The sequence below is a fragment of the Granulosicoccus sp. 3-233 genome, from assembly GCF_052681095.1.
In genome coordinates, this window is sequence record NZ_JBQYLE010000003.1 from 464360 (window position 1) to 479325 (window position 14966).

Genomic DNA, 14966 nt, shown 5'->3' on the forward strand with positions numbered 1-14966 from the left:
CGATTCGATGATCAACACGACAGCATCACCGCTGAAGCATTGCAGTCTCGAGATGACGAGAGTATTGCCTGAGGCTGCAGTATCCTGATGACGGACCCCGAAGTCAGCAGCGAGACATTGGCGCATGGCGTACTGGCGCGTGACCGATCCATGCTCGCTCACGCCATCACCCTTGCCGAATCCGCTAGCGCCTCACATCAGACACTGGTACAGGACGCCGTGCAGCGTCTGTTGTCGCGCACCGGCAAAGCCATACGCATCAGTGTCAATGGTACCCATTGTGCCAACAGGAACGCTTTCATCGAATCGCTGGGCTTGCGCCTGATCGAACTGGGGCACCGGGTGGCCGTCCTGGCAATCGATCCCGGCAGGCAGCACCCCCGTGGCAGTACGCCGAGTCAGCAGACACACATGAGGGACTTGTCGCCACAAGATGAGGCCTTCGTTCACCGTTCGGCGCGCGACGGGTGTTCGGCTGGCGTGACTCGGGTGACGCGCACATCGCTGCTGTTATGCGAGGCTGCGGGATTCGATGTGGTGTTGGTGGAAACCGCTGATGACGATCCTACCCACAGCCTGGTCTCCGAGATGGTGGACTGTTGTCTGGTGCTGGTTTCATCCGTCGTCGACGATCAATCGCCGAACATGCGGGAGAGCCCACTGACCATGGCCGATATCATTGCCGTGATCAAGGCAGACGGAAGCAGCGAGCCTCCTGCTAGCCAGCTCACCGCAACGTATCAACAAGCCCTCGCGGATCTGTCACCACACGGCAGCTGGATACCGGTGGCCGTTGCCTGCAGCGTACGAATCGATGTCGAGCTGGATCAGCTCTGGCAGTACGTGCGCCAGCATCGTCGACAGATGATCGACACGGGAGAATTCATCGAACGGCGTGAACAGCAAACCCTGCGATGGAGTTGATGACGCAGGATCCGTAACGGCGCAATAACAGATACTTGGCGAAGCCAACCGAAACCTGAGCGGCATGGCAGAGGCTGAACAACATCTCGGTACCAACCATGCCTCAACGGCCCTGCATGGCTCCACAGGTGTATCTAGTGCACTACCCGAGGCGTGGAGTCTGCTGCTTCCGGTTGCTTCTCCTGCACCAGAACCCATGGTGCCGTGACCACACACCAGAAATCCGGTTCGCGTTCTGTCCAGTCCCGCGCGTCATCGTCGCTGGCCCGACGCATCAGCCCGCTCTCCAGCCAGCTTTGCACCGCTGATGTATCGTCACGGGCCACACTGGCAGCGGTTTCCACCAGATCGAGTTCTGCGGTGACATGGATCACGACACCGCGAGCAAAATGCCTGACCAGTTCCGACCAGGCGATGATGGCTGTCTCTCCGTTCAGCGATTCCGACAGGTCTGCTTCCTGCGCCGTATCGTCACTATTTGACATGTCCTTAACGCTCATTCGACACCACTTATTTCATCTGCTTGATGAATTCGTCGGAACGGGCGATCGACTGGTTCATGCGCTCGACCAGTACGCCGATGTCGCCCTGCAGGTTGCTGAAGGTGGATCGCAAGGAACCCACTGCCTGGGCATTCAGGTTGTGCTTGAGGTAGAGCACATTATCGTGCAGCGATGACAACACCGGCTGCATGCTGGCCTCGGCCTGCTTCATGCTCTTGTGCATTTCCTTGTAGCGCGCTTCGGTGTCACGCAGCTTGTTCTCACTGTCACGACGCAGCACTTCATCGGAATAGGTCTTGATTTCCTGACGCCACTCCTTGAACAGGTCGGCAGCAACATCTTCCACCTCTCCGATCTGCTCGGACACTTCATCGGCAGCATCTCTGGCGTCATCGTATTCGTCACTGAGACGATCGTAGGCCTTCTTCAGGTTGGTGTTTTCCAGAGATACCACCGAGCCGAAACGTTCCAGCGCGTCCTTGAACTCCTTCTGTGCATCCTTTTGTGCATCGCGCGTGTCTTCGACATTGCCGACCAGCAGATCGCGCTTGTGGATACCGATCTTTTCAAGTGTGTTGTACTTGATGGTGGTGCAGCTTGCCAATGACACAACGGCTACTGCCAATACCGTATTCTTGATGAAACGCATGATGTTGACTGACTCTGAGTTCATGGCGGCAATAATATCACGCTCCTTGCAAACGACGGCCCGCGGCTCCGGATCGGTCAGTGTTACCCTGTGGGTCACTGCAGACGGCCCTGAGGACTGCATTGATGCCGCTGCAACTGCCGGCCGATAGACAAGCAGACCACCACATTTTCCGGACACCATCGATGAACATCCGCGACTCCATCCGTACCATTCCCGACTTTCCCAAACCCGGCATCCAGTTTCGTGACGTGACGACTCTGTTCGGCGATGCACAGGCCTTTCGCATGGCCATCGACCAGTTGCTGCATCCCTATGCCGGCGACCGGATTGACAAGGTAGCGGCACTGGAAGCACGTGGCTTCATCATGGGTGGAGCGATTGCTCATCAGCTGTCCGTCGGTTTCGTGCCGATTCGCAAATCGGGCAAGCTGCCCGGACCACGAATGAGCGAGTCCTACACACTGGAGTACGGTGAGGCCACCATGGAACTGCATGAAGACGCACTGAAGCCGGGGGAACGCGTTCTGCTGGTTGACGACCTGATCGCCACCGGCGGTACCTGTGAAGCCGGCATCAAGCTGATTCGGCGGGCCGGCGCCAAGGTGATCGGCAGTTCATTCATCATCGACCTGCCAGCGCTCGGCGGTCGGGCACGCATCGAGGCTCTGGATGTGCCGGTGAACATACTGTGTGAATTCGACGGCGACTGAATCCGCCACTGTCATGCATCGCCGTTGGAAACCAGCGTGATCTTGTCAAGGCGCTCTGCATCGCACCACGATTTCCGGCAGAGCACGGGTCACTGATGATCAAGAGTCGGATCACGCTCAAGCAACTGGAGGCCTTTGTCTGCGTCGTCGACTTCGGCACCTTTCGCAAGGCGGCAGACGTACTGGGTACGACGCAGCCAAACATATCCGCGCGGATTTCCTCTCTGGAAGACAGTCTCGGCGTACTGCTGATGCATCGGGATGCGGGCTCGATCCGCCTCACCGAAAAAGGCATCAGTCTGCTCGGCTCTGCCAGAAAGATTCTCTGGGCCTCCGAGGAATTCCTGGAGACGGCCGAACGGCAGGACCTGATCACCGAGCGCCTCAGGCTGGGTGTCACGGAGCTGGTGGCCTGCAGCTGGCTGCACGATTTTCTGAGGCAGTTTCGTATTGCCTATCCGTCGGTGATCGTGGAACTGCAAGTCAACCTCTCCGTCGAGATAGAAAAGGAACTGTCTGCAGGGCAGATCGATCTCGCCCTGCAAACCGGCCCTTTCCTGCACGAATCCACCGCTTCCCTGTCATTGGCCAGCTACGCCTACGTCTGGGTGGCTGCGCCGGATCTGGCGGCCGGTATCGGCCGCAAGCCCGGCCTCGCCCGTCTGTTGCAGTCACCAGTACTGACCCATGCCCGACATTCCCAGGTCTCCAGAGAACTGTCAAAACGCGTGGAATCCTGTGACCTGCCCAGCGACCGGATCGTGTATTCGAGCAGTCTGTCCTCCTGCATACAGATGGCCATCGACAGCATGGGCTTTGCTCTGCTGCCCGAGGTACTGGTTCGCGATGCCATCAGGCAGAAGCGCCTGAAGCAGATCAACAGTGACTGGCTGCCTTCGGAACTGGAGCTCCATGCCCGCTATGACCGGAATCGAGCACCGCGTTTCGTGCAGGCCGCTGCCGAGTGCGCTTTGGAAACGGCACGCCAGACTCCGGCATGAATCATTTGAATTGATCACCCGTATCAAAACAAACAATTTGATTTGATCATCGTTTCCGTCGACCCTGTTCCCGTCGAGTCAGCCTCGATGAGACATGAAGACGCGAACCGGAAACGCGATAGATCGGTGAATACAGTCGCGCACGCAGGTTTTTTCAGACCCTGGCCTTGTGACTCCAGGTGAGGCCTGGAAATACCGGGTACGCAGCTGTAGGCGCCGGTATGACGCGAACCGAGCGCCACCCGGCCGACGACGATTTCTGGTCGTGGATTCATGCCTCATCGAGGTCAGTACTGCAAGCCGCTTACCCGGCTGACGGTACGAGTCGTCACCTCTTTCGTGAGTCTCCAGGCAGGAAGGACAGACAGTATGAAATCATCATCAATCCGTTTGGGCGTCGATATCGGTGGCACGTTCACCGACGTTGTCCTCGAGAAACAGGGTCGTCAGTACTCGACCAAGGTGCTCACCACCTACGCGGCACCTGAAACGGCCATCATCGACGGGATGCAGCAGGTCTGCGCCAAGGCCGACATTGTCCCTGCAGATATCGAGCAGATCATTCACGGTACCACGCTTGCCACCAATGCCCTGATCGAACGGCGCGGTGCGAAGACGGCTCTGATCACCACCGAAGGTTTTCGCGATGTCATCGAGATGCGTACCGAAAGCCGTTTTGAACAATACGACCTGAACCTCAACCTGCCAGAACCTCTGCTGCCAAGGCAGATGCGTTTCACCGTGCCCGAGAGGGTCAACGCCAAGGGGGACATCATGGTGGCTCTCGAGCGCTCGGATGTCGAAGCCATCGTCGATCGCATTGCCGAAACCGGTGTGGAAAGCATCGCTGTCGGACTGATTCACAGCTACCTCAATGATTCCCATGAACGGCTGATTCGCGAAGTACTGGCTGCAAGGCTTCCCGAGGTGATGGTATCGATCTCATCGGAAGTCAGTCCACAGATGCGTGAATACGAACGCTTCAATACCGTGGTGGCCAATGCCTACATCAAGCCCTTGATGAAGTCCTATCTGGGAAGGCTGGAGGCACGACTGCAGGATGAAGGAGTCCGCTGCAACATCTTCCTGATGCATTCCGGCGGCGGCATCATCTCGATCGACAATGCTGCCGATTTTCCCGTACGCCTGGTGGAATCCGGCCCCGCCGGTGGCGCTGTCTTCGCGGCACACATTGCAGCACGCTACGCTCTGGACAAGGTACTGAGCTTCGACATGGGCGGCACGACCGCGAAGATCTGCCTGATCAAGCACCAGACACCCAAGACCGCCCGGGTATTCGAGGTGGCACGCACTTACCGGTTCAAGAAGGGGTCAGGCATGCCCATATCCATTCCGGTCATCGACATGGTCGAGATCGGTGCCGGAGGCGGCTCCCTTGCCCACGTCGATGCCATGGGCCAGATTCGCGTCGGCCCTGAAAGTGCCGGTTCGGAACCGGGTCCGGCCTGTTACGGACGGGGTGGAGAACGGCCGGGTGTCACCGATGCCGATCTGGTTCTCGGCAAACTGGATCCGGACAATTTTGCCGGTGGCTCGATCAAGCTCTATCCCGACGCCTCCGGAACGGCACTGATACAGCACATTGGGCAGAGTCTGGAAATGGAGGCCACCGAAGCGGCCTTCGGTGTTGCCGAAGTGGTCGACGAGAACATGGCCAATGCCGCTCGGGTACACGCGGTGGAAAATGGCGAGGATCTGAGCGAATACACCATGATTGCCTTTGGCGGAGCCGCCCCGCTGCATGCCGGTCGTCTGTGCGAGAAACTGGGCGTTCGTCGCCTGCTGGTGCCACCGGGTGCCGGAGTTGGATCCGCCATCGGGTTTCTGCGCGCACCGTTCAGCTTCGAGGCCAATCGCTCGGTCTACATGAAACTCAGCGACTTCAACCCGGAGCAGATCCAGTCTCTCCTGACCGATCTGAAGTCGGAGGCGACCGGCTTTGTACGCAGCTGTGACCCTGACGCCAACATCCTTGCCGAGTTCAAGGTCTACATGCGCTACACCGGCCAGGGCTGGGAGATTCCGATTCAACTGAGCGAATCGCAGGCCATGAACCCGAATGCCGAGACCTTCCAGGCACGGTTCGAGGAGGACTACACCAAACTGTTCGGACGTCCCGTGGCCGGTATGGACGTGGAAATCACCGTGTGGTCGGTGAATGCCACGACACCACCGGAGAGCGTTGCGCCGGTTGAAACGAGCCAGGGCGACATGGCCGCACAGCTGAATGGCACTCGCCAGCTGTTCGACGCTGCCAGACGCTCGTTTCTGGACACCCATGTCATCGAGCGCTCTTCCCTGCAAAGCGGGCAGCGGGCACACGGCCCGGCAGTGCTCACCGAAGCGGAAACCACCATCATCGTGCCGGCCAGCCGCGATGCCATCAGACAGCCGGACGGCTGCATCGACATCGTGATCAAAGACTGAGGAGAATCATCATGGAACATTCAAGAGTCTCGTACCAGGTCATGTGGAACCGCCTGATCTCGGTCGTCGAAGAGCAGGCACAGGCACTGGTAAGAACCGCCTTCTCCACGTCGGTGCGCGAAGCCGGGGATCTGTCAGCCGGCGTCTATGACACCCACGGAAGGATGCTTGCCCAGGCCGTGACCGGTACCCCCGGTCACGTAAACGCCATGGCGGACGCGGTGGCGCATTTCATCCGCCGGATCGGCCGGGAAAACATCTTCGACGGTGATGTCTTCATCACCAACGATCCCTGGGAAGGCACAGGTCACCTGCATGACATCACCATGGTCACACCATCGTTTCACAAGGGAGCGCTGGTCGGATTCTTCGCCTGCACCGCACATATCGTCGATATCGGTGGTCGCGGCTTCGGCGCAGATGCTGCCAGTGTCTACGAGGAAGGGCTCTATATCCCGATCATGAATTTCGCCGAACTCGGCCAGGTCAATGCAACCCTGGTGAATATCGTCCGAGGCAATGTGCGTGAACCGGATCAGTTGATTGGCGACATGTATGCCCTGACGAGCTGCAACGAGATCGGTCACCGCCGCCTGATCGACATGATGCAGGAATTCGACTTGTCGCAGCTGGACGGAATTGCCGACTTCATCCTCGACAACTCGCGTCGTGCCACTCTTGAACGCATTGCCGCCCTGCCCCGCCAGGCGGCCGAAGGCGAGATGACGATCGACGGCTTCGACAAACCCATCACACTCAAAGTCAAGGTTACGGTACATGAAGACCGGATCGTCTCCGATTTCAGCGGATCTTCCGGGCTGGACAAGAAGGGCATCAACTGCCCGCTGGTCTATGCCAAGGCCTATGCCTGCTACGCGCTGAAAGTCGCCATCGCACCCGAGATTCCGAACAACGCCGCTTCACTGGCTCCGTTTGAAATCGAAGCACCGGCCAACAGCATCGTCAACGCCCTGCATCCGGCTCCGGTAGCCCTGCGCCATATCGTCGGCCATTTCGTGCCCGATACCGTGTACGACGCATTCGACAAGATCGTGCCGGGGCTGGTACCCGCCGAAGGTGCCGGCTGCCTGTGCAATTTCCAGGTGTCCCTGCGGCCCCGTAGCGACGCACCCGCCCCTGCCGATGCTCGAAGATCCGAAGTGCTGACCTTCAATTCCGGAGGTTCCGGCGCACGACCCGAGCATGATGGTCTCAATGCCACAGCCTTTCCGTCGGGGGTCATGACCATGCCGATCGAGGCCACTGAACATGCAGGCCCGGTCATCATCTGGCGCAAGGAACTGCGGCCCGACAGCGGTGGATCAGGCAAGACGCGTGGCGGCCTGGGTCAGTTCATGGAAGTCGGCGCCATGCCCGGCCATGAGTTCGACATTCAAGCCATGTTCGATCGCAGCCAGTACCCGGCCCGTGGACGACGAGGAGGCCATCAGGGCGCTGCCACCACCATCGCGCAGGATGACGGCAGCAGCATGCACGTCAAGGGCAAGCAGTTCGTACCTCATGGGCGCAAGGTGGTCATGGCATTTCCAGGGGGGGCCGGTTACGGCGAGCCGATGGAACGCGACCCGGCCCTGATCAGACGCGATCTGGCACGCGGCTATATATCGGCCGAGACCGCTGCGCGTGATTACGGACTGTCTGCCAGTGAGATAGCTGCTGTTGAAGCAAGCGTCAGAAAGGGAGAGGCACTCTGATGGCCAGCATCACATCGACAGCCACGCGCAGTCACTACGATGTGGTCATCGTGGGCGGTGCCATCATGGGGGCTTCTGCCGCCTGGTTTCTCAGCGACAACGCGGACTTCAACGGCTCGGTGTTGGTGGTGGAGCGCGATACGAGCTACGAAGCCTGCTCGACCACACACACCAATTCCTGCATGCGCCAGCAATTCTCCACCGACCTGAATGTCAGGATCAGCCAGTTCGCAGCGGATTTCGTGAAGAATCTGCGTCAATACATGGGTGGTGACGAGCGCGTGCCCGAGCTGTCGATACGCAGTTTCGGCTATCTGTACCTGGCCGACAATGATGACTTTGCCGCCACCCTGCGCGAAAGCCAGGCTGTACAGACCGCCGCCGGTGCAGCGACTCGACTGCTGTCACCGGATCAGATCAAGCAGGCCTACCCGTTCTACAACGTGGATGACATTGTTCTGGGGTCGATCAATCTGGTTGATGAAGGATTCTGGGATGCCACTGCCGTGTTCGACTGGCTGCGACGATCGGCCCGTGAGCGTGGCGTGGAATACATCCAGAACGCGGTCATTGGCATCCATCGCACTGACGACGACAAGAGAGTGGCGTCCATCACCCTGAAGTCCGGAGAGGTGATCGCTTGCGGCCAGCTGCTCAACGCCTCGGGTCCGCGTGCTGCCCGGACCGCACAGATGGCCGGTCTGACTGTACCGGTGGAGCCGCGCAAGCGCTACTCCTGGATTTTCAAGGCAGATTCTCCGCTCGATCGTGATCTGCCATTGACCATTGATCCGTCCGGTGTGCATGTGCGCGAAAACGGCGGAGGCAGTTATCAGTGTGGTGGCCATTCCGACTTCGACCCCGCTGTGGACTACGACGACTACAGCATGGACTTTTCGCTGTGGGAGAACCATGTATGGCCGATTCTTGCCACTCGCATTCCTCAGTTCGAAGCCATCAAGGTGCAATCCGAATGGGCCGGTCACTATGCCTACAACACCTTTGACCACAACGCGATCATGGGCCCTCATCCCGAGCTGGAGAATTTCATCTTTCTCAACGGATTTTCCGGTCATGGCTTGCAGCAGGCTCCGGCCATGGGGCGAGGTACCGCTGAGTGGTTGACCTATGGCGAGTACCGGACACTGGATCTGCGCCCCTTCAACTACGAACGAATCATCAACGGTCACCCGATCATCGAAAAGGCGATCATCTGATGAAGCTGCCAGCCAATCCCTTTGTGCAAGCCCTGGCTACCAACCGGAAGCAGGTGGGTCTGTGGGTCAGTCTGTCCAACCATTTTGCAGCGGAGGTCGTGGCACCCGCCGGTTATGACTGGGCTCTGATCGACATGGAACACAGCCCGAACGACTACTTCAGCGTTCTGGGACAATTGCAGGCCTTCGCCGCCTACTCCACGGTACCCATCGTGCGCGTCGAATGGAACAACCCGGTAGCTGTCAAGCGTCTGCTTGATCTTGGCGCACCCGGCCTTCTGTTTCCGATGATCCAGTCAGTGGAGGAAGCCCGGCTCGCTGTCGATTCGACGCGCTACCCGCCACGCGGCATGCGAGGCGTCAGTGGATCGACCCGAGCCACCCGGTTCGGTCGAGTGACGGATTATCTGCAACGTGTCGAACAGGAAACCGCCGTACTGTTGCAGCTGGAAACCTGCGCGGCTGTCCACAGCGCCGAGGAAATCGCGCAGATCGAGGGTATCAACGGCATTTTCTTCGGACCCGCCGATATCGCCGCCGACCTGGGCAAGCCCGGGCAGCCCATGGACCCGGCGGTCTGGGAACTGATCAAACCTGCCGCGAAGAAGCTCATCGCCCGGGGCTTGCCGGTGGGTACACTGGTGCTCGACCCGGACTTTGCCACCGAACTGTTGAACGAGGGCTTCACCTTCGTTGCCTGCGGCAGTGACACCGCGCTGCTGGCCAGAAGTGCTGACGCATTGTTGGCCCATGTCAGAGGAACTGCACGATGAATTACGCTGCTTCACGCCTGGCGTCCGTCAAACCATCCGCTTCTGCCTGGGTCAGCCAGGCAGCCCGCGATGCGCGTGCCCGGGGCGAGGATGTCATTGACCTCGGCCTCGGCGAACCCGATTTCGAGACACCCGCGCATATCAAGACCGCCGCCCATGAAGCGGCTCTGGCTGGCGAGACCCGCTACCCACCCACTGGCGGTACAGCGACTCTGAAGGCGGCAGTCCTCGCCAAGCTGAAACGCGAGAACGCTCTGGACTACTCGGCAGACGAGGTGATTGTCTGCAATGGTGCCAAGCAAGTCATCTTCAACGCCATGATGGCAAGCCTGGAACCGGGTGATGAAGTCCTGCTGGCAGCCCCCTACTTCGGACAATACAAGGATATCGTCCTGATTCTGGGCGGTCAGCCTGTCGCTGTCGAATGTTCGGCAGACGAGGGATTTCTGCTGTCACCGAATCGACTGGCCGACGCCATCACTGACAGAACTCGCTGGTTGTTCCTCAATCAGCCGTCCAACCCGGCTGGTGCGGTTTACACCGATGATGAACTGCGCGCACTGGGCAAGGTGCTGGAAAGGCATCCTCGAGTGCTGATTCTGTCCGACGAGATCTATGAACACATCCTGTTCGATGGTCGGCAATTCATGTCCGCTGCTGCCGCCTGGCCCCAACTCGCAGATCGAGTCCTGACGGTCAACGGGGTATCCAAGGCCTACGCGATGACCGGTTGGAGGATCGGCTATGGCGCGGGCCACGCAGAGCTGATAGCAGCGATGACCAAGGTACAGAGCCAGATCAGTTCGGGTGCCTGCTCCATCGCCCAGGCAGCCGCGGCCGCCGCCCTGAACGGACCTCAGGATGAGGTACGACGTTTCCGTGCGGCCTTCGAACGCCGTCGTGATCTCGTACTCGACCATGTCAAGTCCATTCCCGGGCTCACACTCGACCCGCCCGGTGGTGCTTTCTATGCACTGATCGGTTGCGCAGACCTGATTGGCGCGCAGACACCGGAAGGCAGCCTGATTGACAGCGATGACGCATTGACGCAATACCTGCTGCAAGCGGCCGGCATCGCTGCCGTTCCCGGCAGCGCCTATGAACTGTCGCCCTTCTTTCGCATTTCCACAGCGGCCTCCGAAGAGGTTCTGGGCGAGGCGATGACACGCATCGGCGCCGCGGTGGGCAGATTGAAACTTCCGAAAACCAGGGCAAACCCGACATGAAGAAACTCGTTCTCACCGGCGCAGCCGGCCGTCTCGGCTCCTACCTGCGCGAACCCCTGTCCGGCTTGTGTGATAGCCTGATATCAACCGATATTGCCGGGGATATCGGCAAGACCTTGCCAGGCGAGAGCTATGTGCAGGCCGATCTGCAGGATCTGGATGCCATGCTTGCGCTTCTGGAAGGGGCTGACATGGTGGTGCATTTCGGGGCCTATGGTGATGAGGCCGAGTTCGAGACCATCCTGGGGCCGAACATCATCGGCGCCTACAATATCTGGGAGGCCGCCTATCGTTGCGGTGTCCGCAGGGTGGTCTATGCGTCCTCCATTCATGCCGTGGGCATGCACCGCAAGAGCGTCTTCATCGGCACTGATGCACCACATCGTCCCGATACCTTCTATGGCCTGGCAAAGTGTTTCGCCGAGGATCTGGCCAGTCTGTACTGGGACAAGCGCGGTGTGGAATCGGTCTGCATGCGAATTCTGAGTTGCGCGCAAGTGTCCAACCCTCGAGCCGTGGGCACCTGGCTCAGCTATGAAGACCTTGTCCAGCTTGTCGAACGTGCCGTTGACACGCCAGTTACCGGCTTCTCGGTAGTCTACGGTGTCTCCGACAATGACCGCGTACCTGTAGACAATGCACGTGCCAGTCACCTGGGCTATCGGCCAAAGGACAATGCCGAAAAATTCGCCAGGGAGATCTACGCCAAGACTGGACCACTGGATCCACAGGATCCCGGCAATGCTTGTCATGGCGGTCCGTTTGCGGCGGTCCCATTGGGCAACAGTGGCGTGGCGCACTTGAACCTCAACCCCGAAGACATCGGAAAAACCTGAGAGGAAGATGATGATGAAAAAGACAGCACTGATTACGGCCGGTGGTAGCGGCATGGGCGCTGATAGCGCCCGAGCATTGGCGGCGGACGGTTTCCAGGTGGGAATCCTGTCCTCCTCCGGCAAGGGCGAGGCACTGGCGAAGGAGCTTGGTGGCGTCGGCGTGACCGGCAGCAACCGATCGGTGGATGACCTGCAGAGGCTGGTTGATACGGCAATGAATGAATGGGGGCGAATCGATGTTCTGGTCAATTCTGCCGGTCACGGCCCTCGCGCACCGGTACTCGAGCTGAGCGACGAAGACTGGCATGAGGGCATGGACGTCTATTTTCTCAACGCCGTGCGGCCGACCCGTCTCGTGACCCCCATCATGCAGCAGCAAGGCGGTGGCACGATCATCAATATTTCAACCTTTGCAGCATTCGAACCGAATCCGGTCTTCCCGACATCGGGTGTCATGCGTGCAGGTCTTGCGGCATTTTCCAAGCTGTTTGCCGACAAGTACGCAGCGGAGAACATCCGCATGAACAATGTTCTGCCGGGGTTCATCGACAGTCTGCCTGAAAAGGAAGAATTCCGTTCGATGATACCCATGGGACGTTATGGCAGTTCCCGTAATGAAATTGCCAGCGTCGTGGCCTTTCTGGCCTCCGAGGGCGGCACCTACATCACCGGACAGAACATCCGAGTCGATGGCGGCATTACCCGTTCTGTCTAGCCTCAATGAGACATGAGTCCACGACCAGAAACCGCCTACGGCTCGCGCTATACCCTTGACAGCCTGCCCAATGTCGCTGGCAACTACGACGCCGCTCATCGCCTGATGGAGGCACAGAAGCCCTGGTTCGACAAGGAGTTCGGTGACTCCGCATAGTCACCTTTCTACCTGACCTGGTCTTCAACTGAAACAGATCGAACGGCAAGTCGGCACAATGCGCCGGGCATGGAATCAGGGAACAGCATCACGCACGCCCTCCAGTACCTGGCGCTTGTCCTCCTCCACCCGACGAATGACCCTGCTCAAGGCCATCACCACCTCGGCCTCGCCAGTTCCCGTTTCCGGAGCCGGTGGCGTTTTCCGCCGTGACAAGGCATCTCCCAGACGCACATGGGGTCTTATGTTCTCCAGCGTCCTCGGCCCGATGCCCGATACTTCCAGCAACTGCTCGATGCTGCGAAACGGGCCGTGCGTCTCCCGCCACTCGATGATGTTTCGAGCCTTGCTCGGGCCGATGCCCGGCAGGGCTGCGGCCAACTCCTCTGCCGTGGCCCTGTTGATGTCCACACTCTCTGCCTGCACGACATCATCATCGGCTGGCTCCTCCTCTGTCACAGAGCCTTGCAGGCGAGTCTCGTAGCGCGCGCCGGTTCGGGAATGCACCTGCCATCGCGGACTTTGCGAATAGCGATCCACTGCAGTAGTGTTTTCAGGCGCGGAGACCGGCGCGCCTGCCGCGATAACAGGCTGCAAGCAGAGCCAGGCCCAGAGGACAGGCAGGCAGATTGAAAACCATCGAGAATTGGGATTGCTGGGCATGGCGACATCCTTGTCGGGTTTGGCTGATTCCTTCAACCGATTCTGCCTTGTAGACAAGCCTTGTGCGACAGACCAACCGCACTCTACTGTTTTTTTTCACAGATACGCAGACTTGCAATATCACGAACTACACAGCCCCGCCATTGGTACGCAGCGTCTGATCATTGATCCAGCCGCCCTGCGGTTCCACCACAATTGCCAGGTCATGCGTCTGGCAGCTTATTGACGATGATCGAGAATCCATCGGCGGCCAGCTGTCTGGCCACTGCTGCACCGATTCCCCGCGAGCCGCCAGTCACGATGGCTATCCTGCTGTCCTGAGTCATGTCCACGTCTGCTCCAGCAAGATTGAAGACGCCCTGCTGAACGCCACGATGACAATATCGACTGATCGACGGCAGATAATGGGACAATCATCGGACACAGTATTCTGGATAATCGGATAATGGATCGGTTTGAGGAAATGAGAGTCTTCACCCGCGTTGTGGAGATGAACAGTTTCAGCAAGGCCGCAGAGGCGTTGGGTCTGCCGGCATCGACGGTAAGCGATATCATCAAGCGCAGTGAAAATCGCCTGGGCATCAAACTGCTGGACCGGACCACACGAATCGTTGCGCCCACGCTCGACGGGCAAGTCTGGTACCGAAAATGCCTGAGCATCATCAATGCGGTCGAGGAAGCCGAGAACGGCTTCCAGGGCAGCCTGCCGCGGGGGAGGTTGCGTGTGGATGTGCACGGCACTCTGGCCAGATACTTCCTGCTGCCGCAGCTCGAGCATTTTCAGTCGGAATGTCCGGGCATCGAACTGGTGCTCTCGGAGGGCGATCGACTGGTCGATCTGATACGGGAAGGCGTGGACTGCGTGCTGCGCGTCGGCGTCCCGGAAGACAGCGATCTGATAGCACGCCAGCTGGGCCTGCTGCCCGAGGTGACAGTAGCCTCGCCCGCCTATCTCGCCCATCACGGCATGCCCCGCTCTCCCGACGATCTGGATGGGCACCGCATGATCGCCTACCTGTCCTCGCAGACGGGTGACGCACTTCCGCTCTACTTCACGATTGACGGACGGCAAGAGCAACGCCAGGTCCCGGCAGGTTTCGTGACAACCGGTGCCGATACCATGCTGGTTGCCGCTCGTCTGGGCATGGGCCTGATACAGGCACCGCGATATCACATGGCGGCTGATCTGGCTGCCGGCCGTTTGGTCGAAGTCCTTGCCGACACGCCGCCGGCCCCCTCCCCGGTATCGGTCCTGTATCCGCGGGACCGCCAGCTGTCACCGCGGCTTCAGGTCTTTCTAGACTGGTTGGGCAGTATCGAATTCGCCCCTTGATTTCCAGCGATGCGTGGCAGAACGAGAAAGCCGGCATGGCGAGTTTCCAGCGCAGCCGGAGCGTGACTGTGGGATGATATTGCCCCCATACCAC

16 protein-coding genes are annotated in these 14966 nt (G+C 59.2%); 12 read left to right on the forward strand and 4 right to left on the reverse strand.

Features of this window, described 5'->3' with window-relative positions; genetic code table 11:
* The first annotated feature begins 87 nt into the window (after window positions 1–87).
* Window positions 88–924 (forward strand): hypothetical protein, encoded by an 837-nt coding sequence (locus ACUNV4_RS11365; protein WP_430878659.1) that lies wholly within the window; start codon window positions 88–90, stop codon window positions 922–924.
* Between the two features lie 134 nt (window positions 925–1058).
* Here ACUNV4_RS11365 and ACUNV4_RS11370 read toward each other — a convergent pair whose 3' ends face one another.
* Together ACUNV4_RS11370 and ACUNV4_RS11375 are read right to left on the reverse strand one after the other, a co-directional pair.
* A complete protein-coding gene (locus ACUNV4_RS11370; protein ID WP_430878660.1) occupies window positions 1059–1409 on the reverse strand; it encodes a DUF2288 domain-containing protein in 351 nt (116 codons plus the stop codon).
* A 25-nt stretch (window positions 1410–1434) separates the two neighbouring features.
* Window positions 1435–2100, reverse strand: a complete 666-nt coding sequence (locus ACUNV4_RS11375; RefSeq protein ID WP_430878661.1) for a DUF2959 domain-containing protein — start codon at window positions 2098–2100, stop codon at window positions 1435–1437.
* A 161-nt stretch (window positions 2101–2261) separates the two neighbouring features.
* Between ACUNV4_RS11375 and ACUNV4_RS11380 the strand changes: the two genes are divergently transcribed.
* The 10 genes from ACUNV4_RS11380 to ACUNV4_RS11425 all read left to right on the forward strand — a co-directional run bounded on the left by ACUNV4_RS11380 (window position 2262) and on the right by ACUNV4_RS11425 (window position 12876).
* Window positions 2262–2789, forward strand: a complete 528-nt coding sequence (locus ACUNV4_RS11380) for an adenine phosphoribosyltransferase (protein ID WP_430878662.1) — start codon at window positions 2262–2264, stop codon at window positions 2787–2789.
* Between the two features lie 95 nt (window positions 2790–2884).
* The gene (locus tag ACUNV4_RS11385) at window positions 2885–3790 is read left to right on the forward strand and encodes a LysR family transcriptional regulator (RefSeq protein WP_430878663.1); all 906 of its coding nucleotides are present in this window, start codon (window positions 2885–2887) and stop codon (window positions 3788–3790) included.
* Window positions 3791–4159: 369 nt separating this feature from the next.
* Complete coding sequence (locus tag ACUNV4_RS11390) at window positions 4160–6238, forward strand: hydantoinase/oxoprolinase family protein (protein WP_430878664.1); 2079 nt, start codon at window positions 4160–4162, stop codon at window positions 6236–6238.
* Window positions 6239–6249: 11 nt separating this feature from the next.
* On the forward strand, window positions 6250–7953 hold the full coding sequence (locus tag ACUNV4_RS11395; protein WP_430878665.1) for a hydantoinase B/oxoprolinase family protein: 1704 nt from the start codon (window positions 6250–6252) through the stop codon (window positions 7951–7953).
* Window positions 7953–9170 carry an NAD(P)/FAD-dependent oxidoreductase gene (locus ACUNV4_RS11400; RefSeq protein WP_430878666.1) on the forward strand — a complete coding sequence of 406 codons (1218 nt, stop codon included), beginning with the start codon at window positions 7953–7955 and terminating at the stop codon, window positions 9168–9170. Before ACUNV4_RS11395 ends, ACUNV4_RS11400 begins: the two co-directional genes overlap by 1 nt.
* Complete coding sequence (locus ACUNV4_RS11405) at window positions 9170–9943, forward strand: HpcH/HpaI aldolase family protein (protein WP_430878667.1); 774 nt, start codon at window positions 9170–9172, stop codon at window positions 9941–9943. Before ACUNV4_RS11400 ends, ACUNV4_RS11405 begins: the two co-directional genes overlap by 1 nt.
* Window positions 9940–11169, forward strand: coding sequence for a pyridoxal phosphate-dependent aminotransferase (locus tag ACUNV4_RS11410; protein WP_430878668.1), 1230 nt, complete (start codon window positions 9940–9942; stop codon window positions 11167–11169). The genes ACUNV4_RS11405 and ACUNV4_RS11410 overlap by 4 nt, the downstream gene beginning before the upstream one ends.
* Window positions 11166–12005, forward strand: coding sequence for an NAD-dependent epimerase/dehydratase family protein (locus ACUNV4_RS11415; protein ID WP_430878669.1), 840 nt, complete (start codon window positions 11166–11168; stop codon window positions 12003–12005). Before ACUNV4_RS11410 ends, ACUNV4_RS11415 begins: the two co-directional genes overlap by 4 nt.
* Window positions 12006–12018: 13 nt before the next feature.
* Window positions 12019–12720 carry an SDR family oxidoreductase gene (locus ACUNV4_RS11420; protein WP_430878670.1) on the forward strand — a complete coding sequence of 234 codons (702 nt, stop codon included), beginning with the start codon at window positions 12019–12021 and terminating at the stop codon, window positions 12718–12720.
* A 12-nt stretch (window positions 12721–12732) separates the two neighbouring features.
* Window positions 12733–12876 carry a hypothetical protein gene (locus ACUNV4_RS11425; protein WP_430878671.1) on the forward strand — a complete coding sequence of 48 codons (144 nt, stop codon included), beginning with the start codon at window positions 12733–12735 and terminating at the stop codon, window positions 12874–12876.
* Between the two features lie 75 nt (window positions 12877–12951).
* Here the strand turns inward: ACUNV4_RS11425 and ACUNV4_RS11430 are convergent, their stop codons facing one another.
* Entirely contained in the window at window positions 12952–13575 is a 624-nt protein-coding gene (locus ACUNV4_RS11430; protein ID WP_430878672.1) for a ComEA family DNA-binding protein, read from the reverse strand.
* Window positions 13576–13742: 167 nt separating this feature from the next.
* A complete protein-coding gene (locus ACUNV4_RS11435) occupies window positions 13743–13865 on the reverse strand; it encodes an SDR family NAD(P)-dependent oxidoreductase (protein ID WP_430878673.1) in 123 nt (40 codons plus the stop codon).
* 137 nt (window positions 13866–14002) lie between these two features.
* On the opposite strand from ACUNV4_RS11435, the gene ACUNV4_RS11440 reads away from it, so the two are divergent.
* Window positions 14003–14872 carry a LysR family transcriptional regulator gene (locus tag ACUNV4_RS11440; protein ID WP_430878674.1) on the forward strand — a complete coding sequence of 290 codons (870 nt, stop codon included), beginning with the start codon at window positions 14003–14005 and terminating at the stop codon, window positions 14870–14872.
* Window positions 14873–14966 lie beyond the last annotated feature (94 nt).

Excerpts from the sequence above, each read along its gene's own strand:
- ACUNV4_RS11365 (WP_430878659.1), top strand. The coding sequence starts at position 88 with ATGACGGACCCCGAAGTCAGCAGCGAGACATTGGCGCATGGCGTACTG.
- ACUNV4_RS11370 (WP_430878660.1), bottom strand. The coding sequence starts at position 1,409 with ATGTCAAATAGTGACGATACGGCGCAGGAAGCAGACCTGTCGGAATCG.
- ACUNV4_RS11375 (WP_430878661.1), bottom strand. The coding sequence starts at position 2,100 with ATGAACTCAGAGTCAGTCAACATCATGCGTTTCATCAAGAATACGGTA.
- ACUNV4_RS11380 (WP_430878662.1), top strand. The coding sequence starts at position 2,262 with ATGAACATCCGCGACTCCATCCGTACCATTCCCGACTTTCCCAAACCC.
- ACUNV4_RS11385 (WP_430878663.1), top strand. The coding sequence starts at position 2,885 with ATGATCAAGAGTCGGATCACGCTCAAGCAACTGGAGGCCTTTGTCTGC.
- ACUNV4_RS11390 (WP_430878664.1), top strand. The coding sequence starts at position 4,160 with ATGAAATCATCATCAATCCGTTTGGGCGTCGATATCGGTGGCACGTTC.
- ACUNV4_RS11395 (WP_430878665.1), top strand. The coding sequence starts at position 6,250 with ATGGAACATTCAAGAGTCTCGTACCAGGTCATGTGGAACCGCCTGATC.
- ACUNV4_RS11400 (WP_430878666.1), top strand. The coding sequence starts at position 7,953 with ATGGCCAGCATCACATCGACAGCCACGCGCAGTCACTACGATGTGGTC.
- ACUNV4_RS11405 (WP_430878667.1), top strand. The coding sequence starts at position 9,170 with ATGAAGCTGCCAGCCAATCCCTTTGTGCAAGCCCTGGCTACCAACCGG.
- ACUNV4_RS11410 (WP_430878668.1), top strand. The coding sequence starts at position 9,940 with ATGAATTACGCTGCTTCACGCCTGGCGTCCGTCAAACCATCCGCTTCT.
- ACUNV4_RS11415 (WP_430878669.1), top strand. The coding sequence starts at position 11,166 with ATGAAGAAACTCGTTCTCACCGGCGCAGCCGGCCGTCTCGGCTCCTAC.
- ACUNV4_RS11420 (WP_430878670.1), top strand. The coding sequence starts at position 12,019 with ATGAAAAAGACAGCACTGATTACGGCCGGTGGTAGCGGCATGGGCGCT.
- ACUNV4_RS11425 (WP_430878671.1), top strand. The coding sequence starts at position 12,733 with ATGAGTCCACGACCAGAAACCGCCTACGGCTCGCGCTATACCCTTGAC.
- ACUNV4_RS11435 (WP_430878673.1), bottom strand. The coding sequence starts at position 13,865 with ATGACTCAGGACAGCAGGATAGCCATCGTGACTGGCGGCTCGCGGGGA.
- ACUNV4_RS11440 (WP_430878674.1), top strand. The coding sequence starts at position 14,003 with ATGAGAGTCTTCACCCGCGTTGTGGAGATGAACAGTTTCAGCAAGGCC.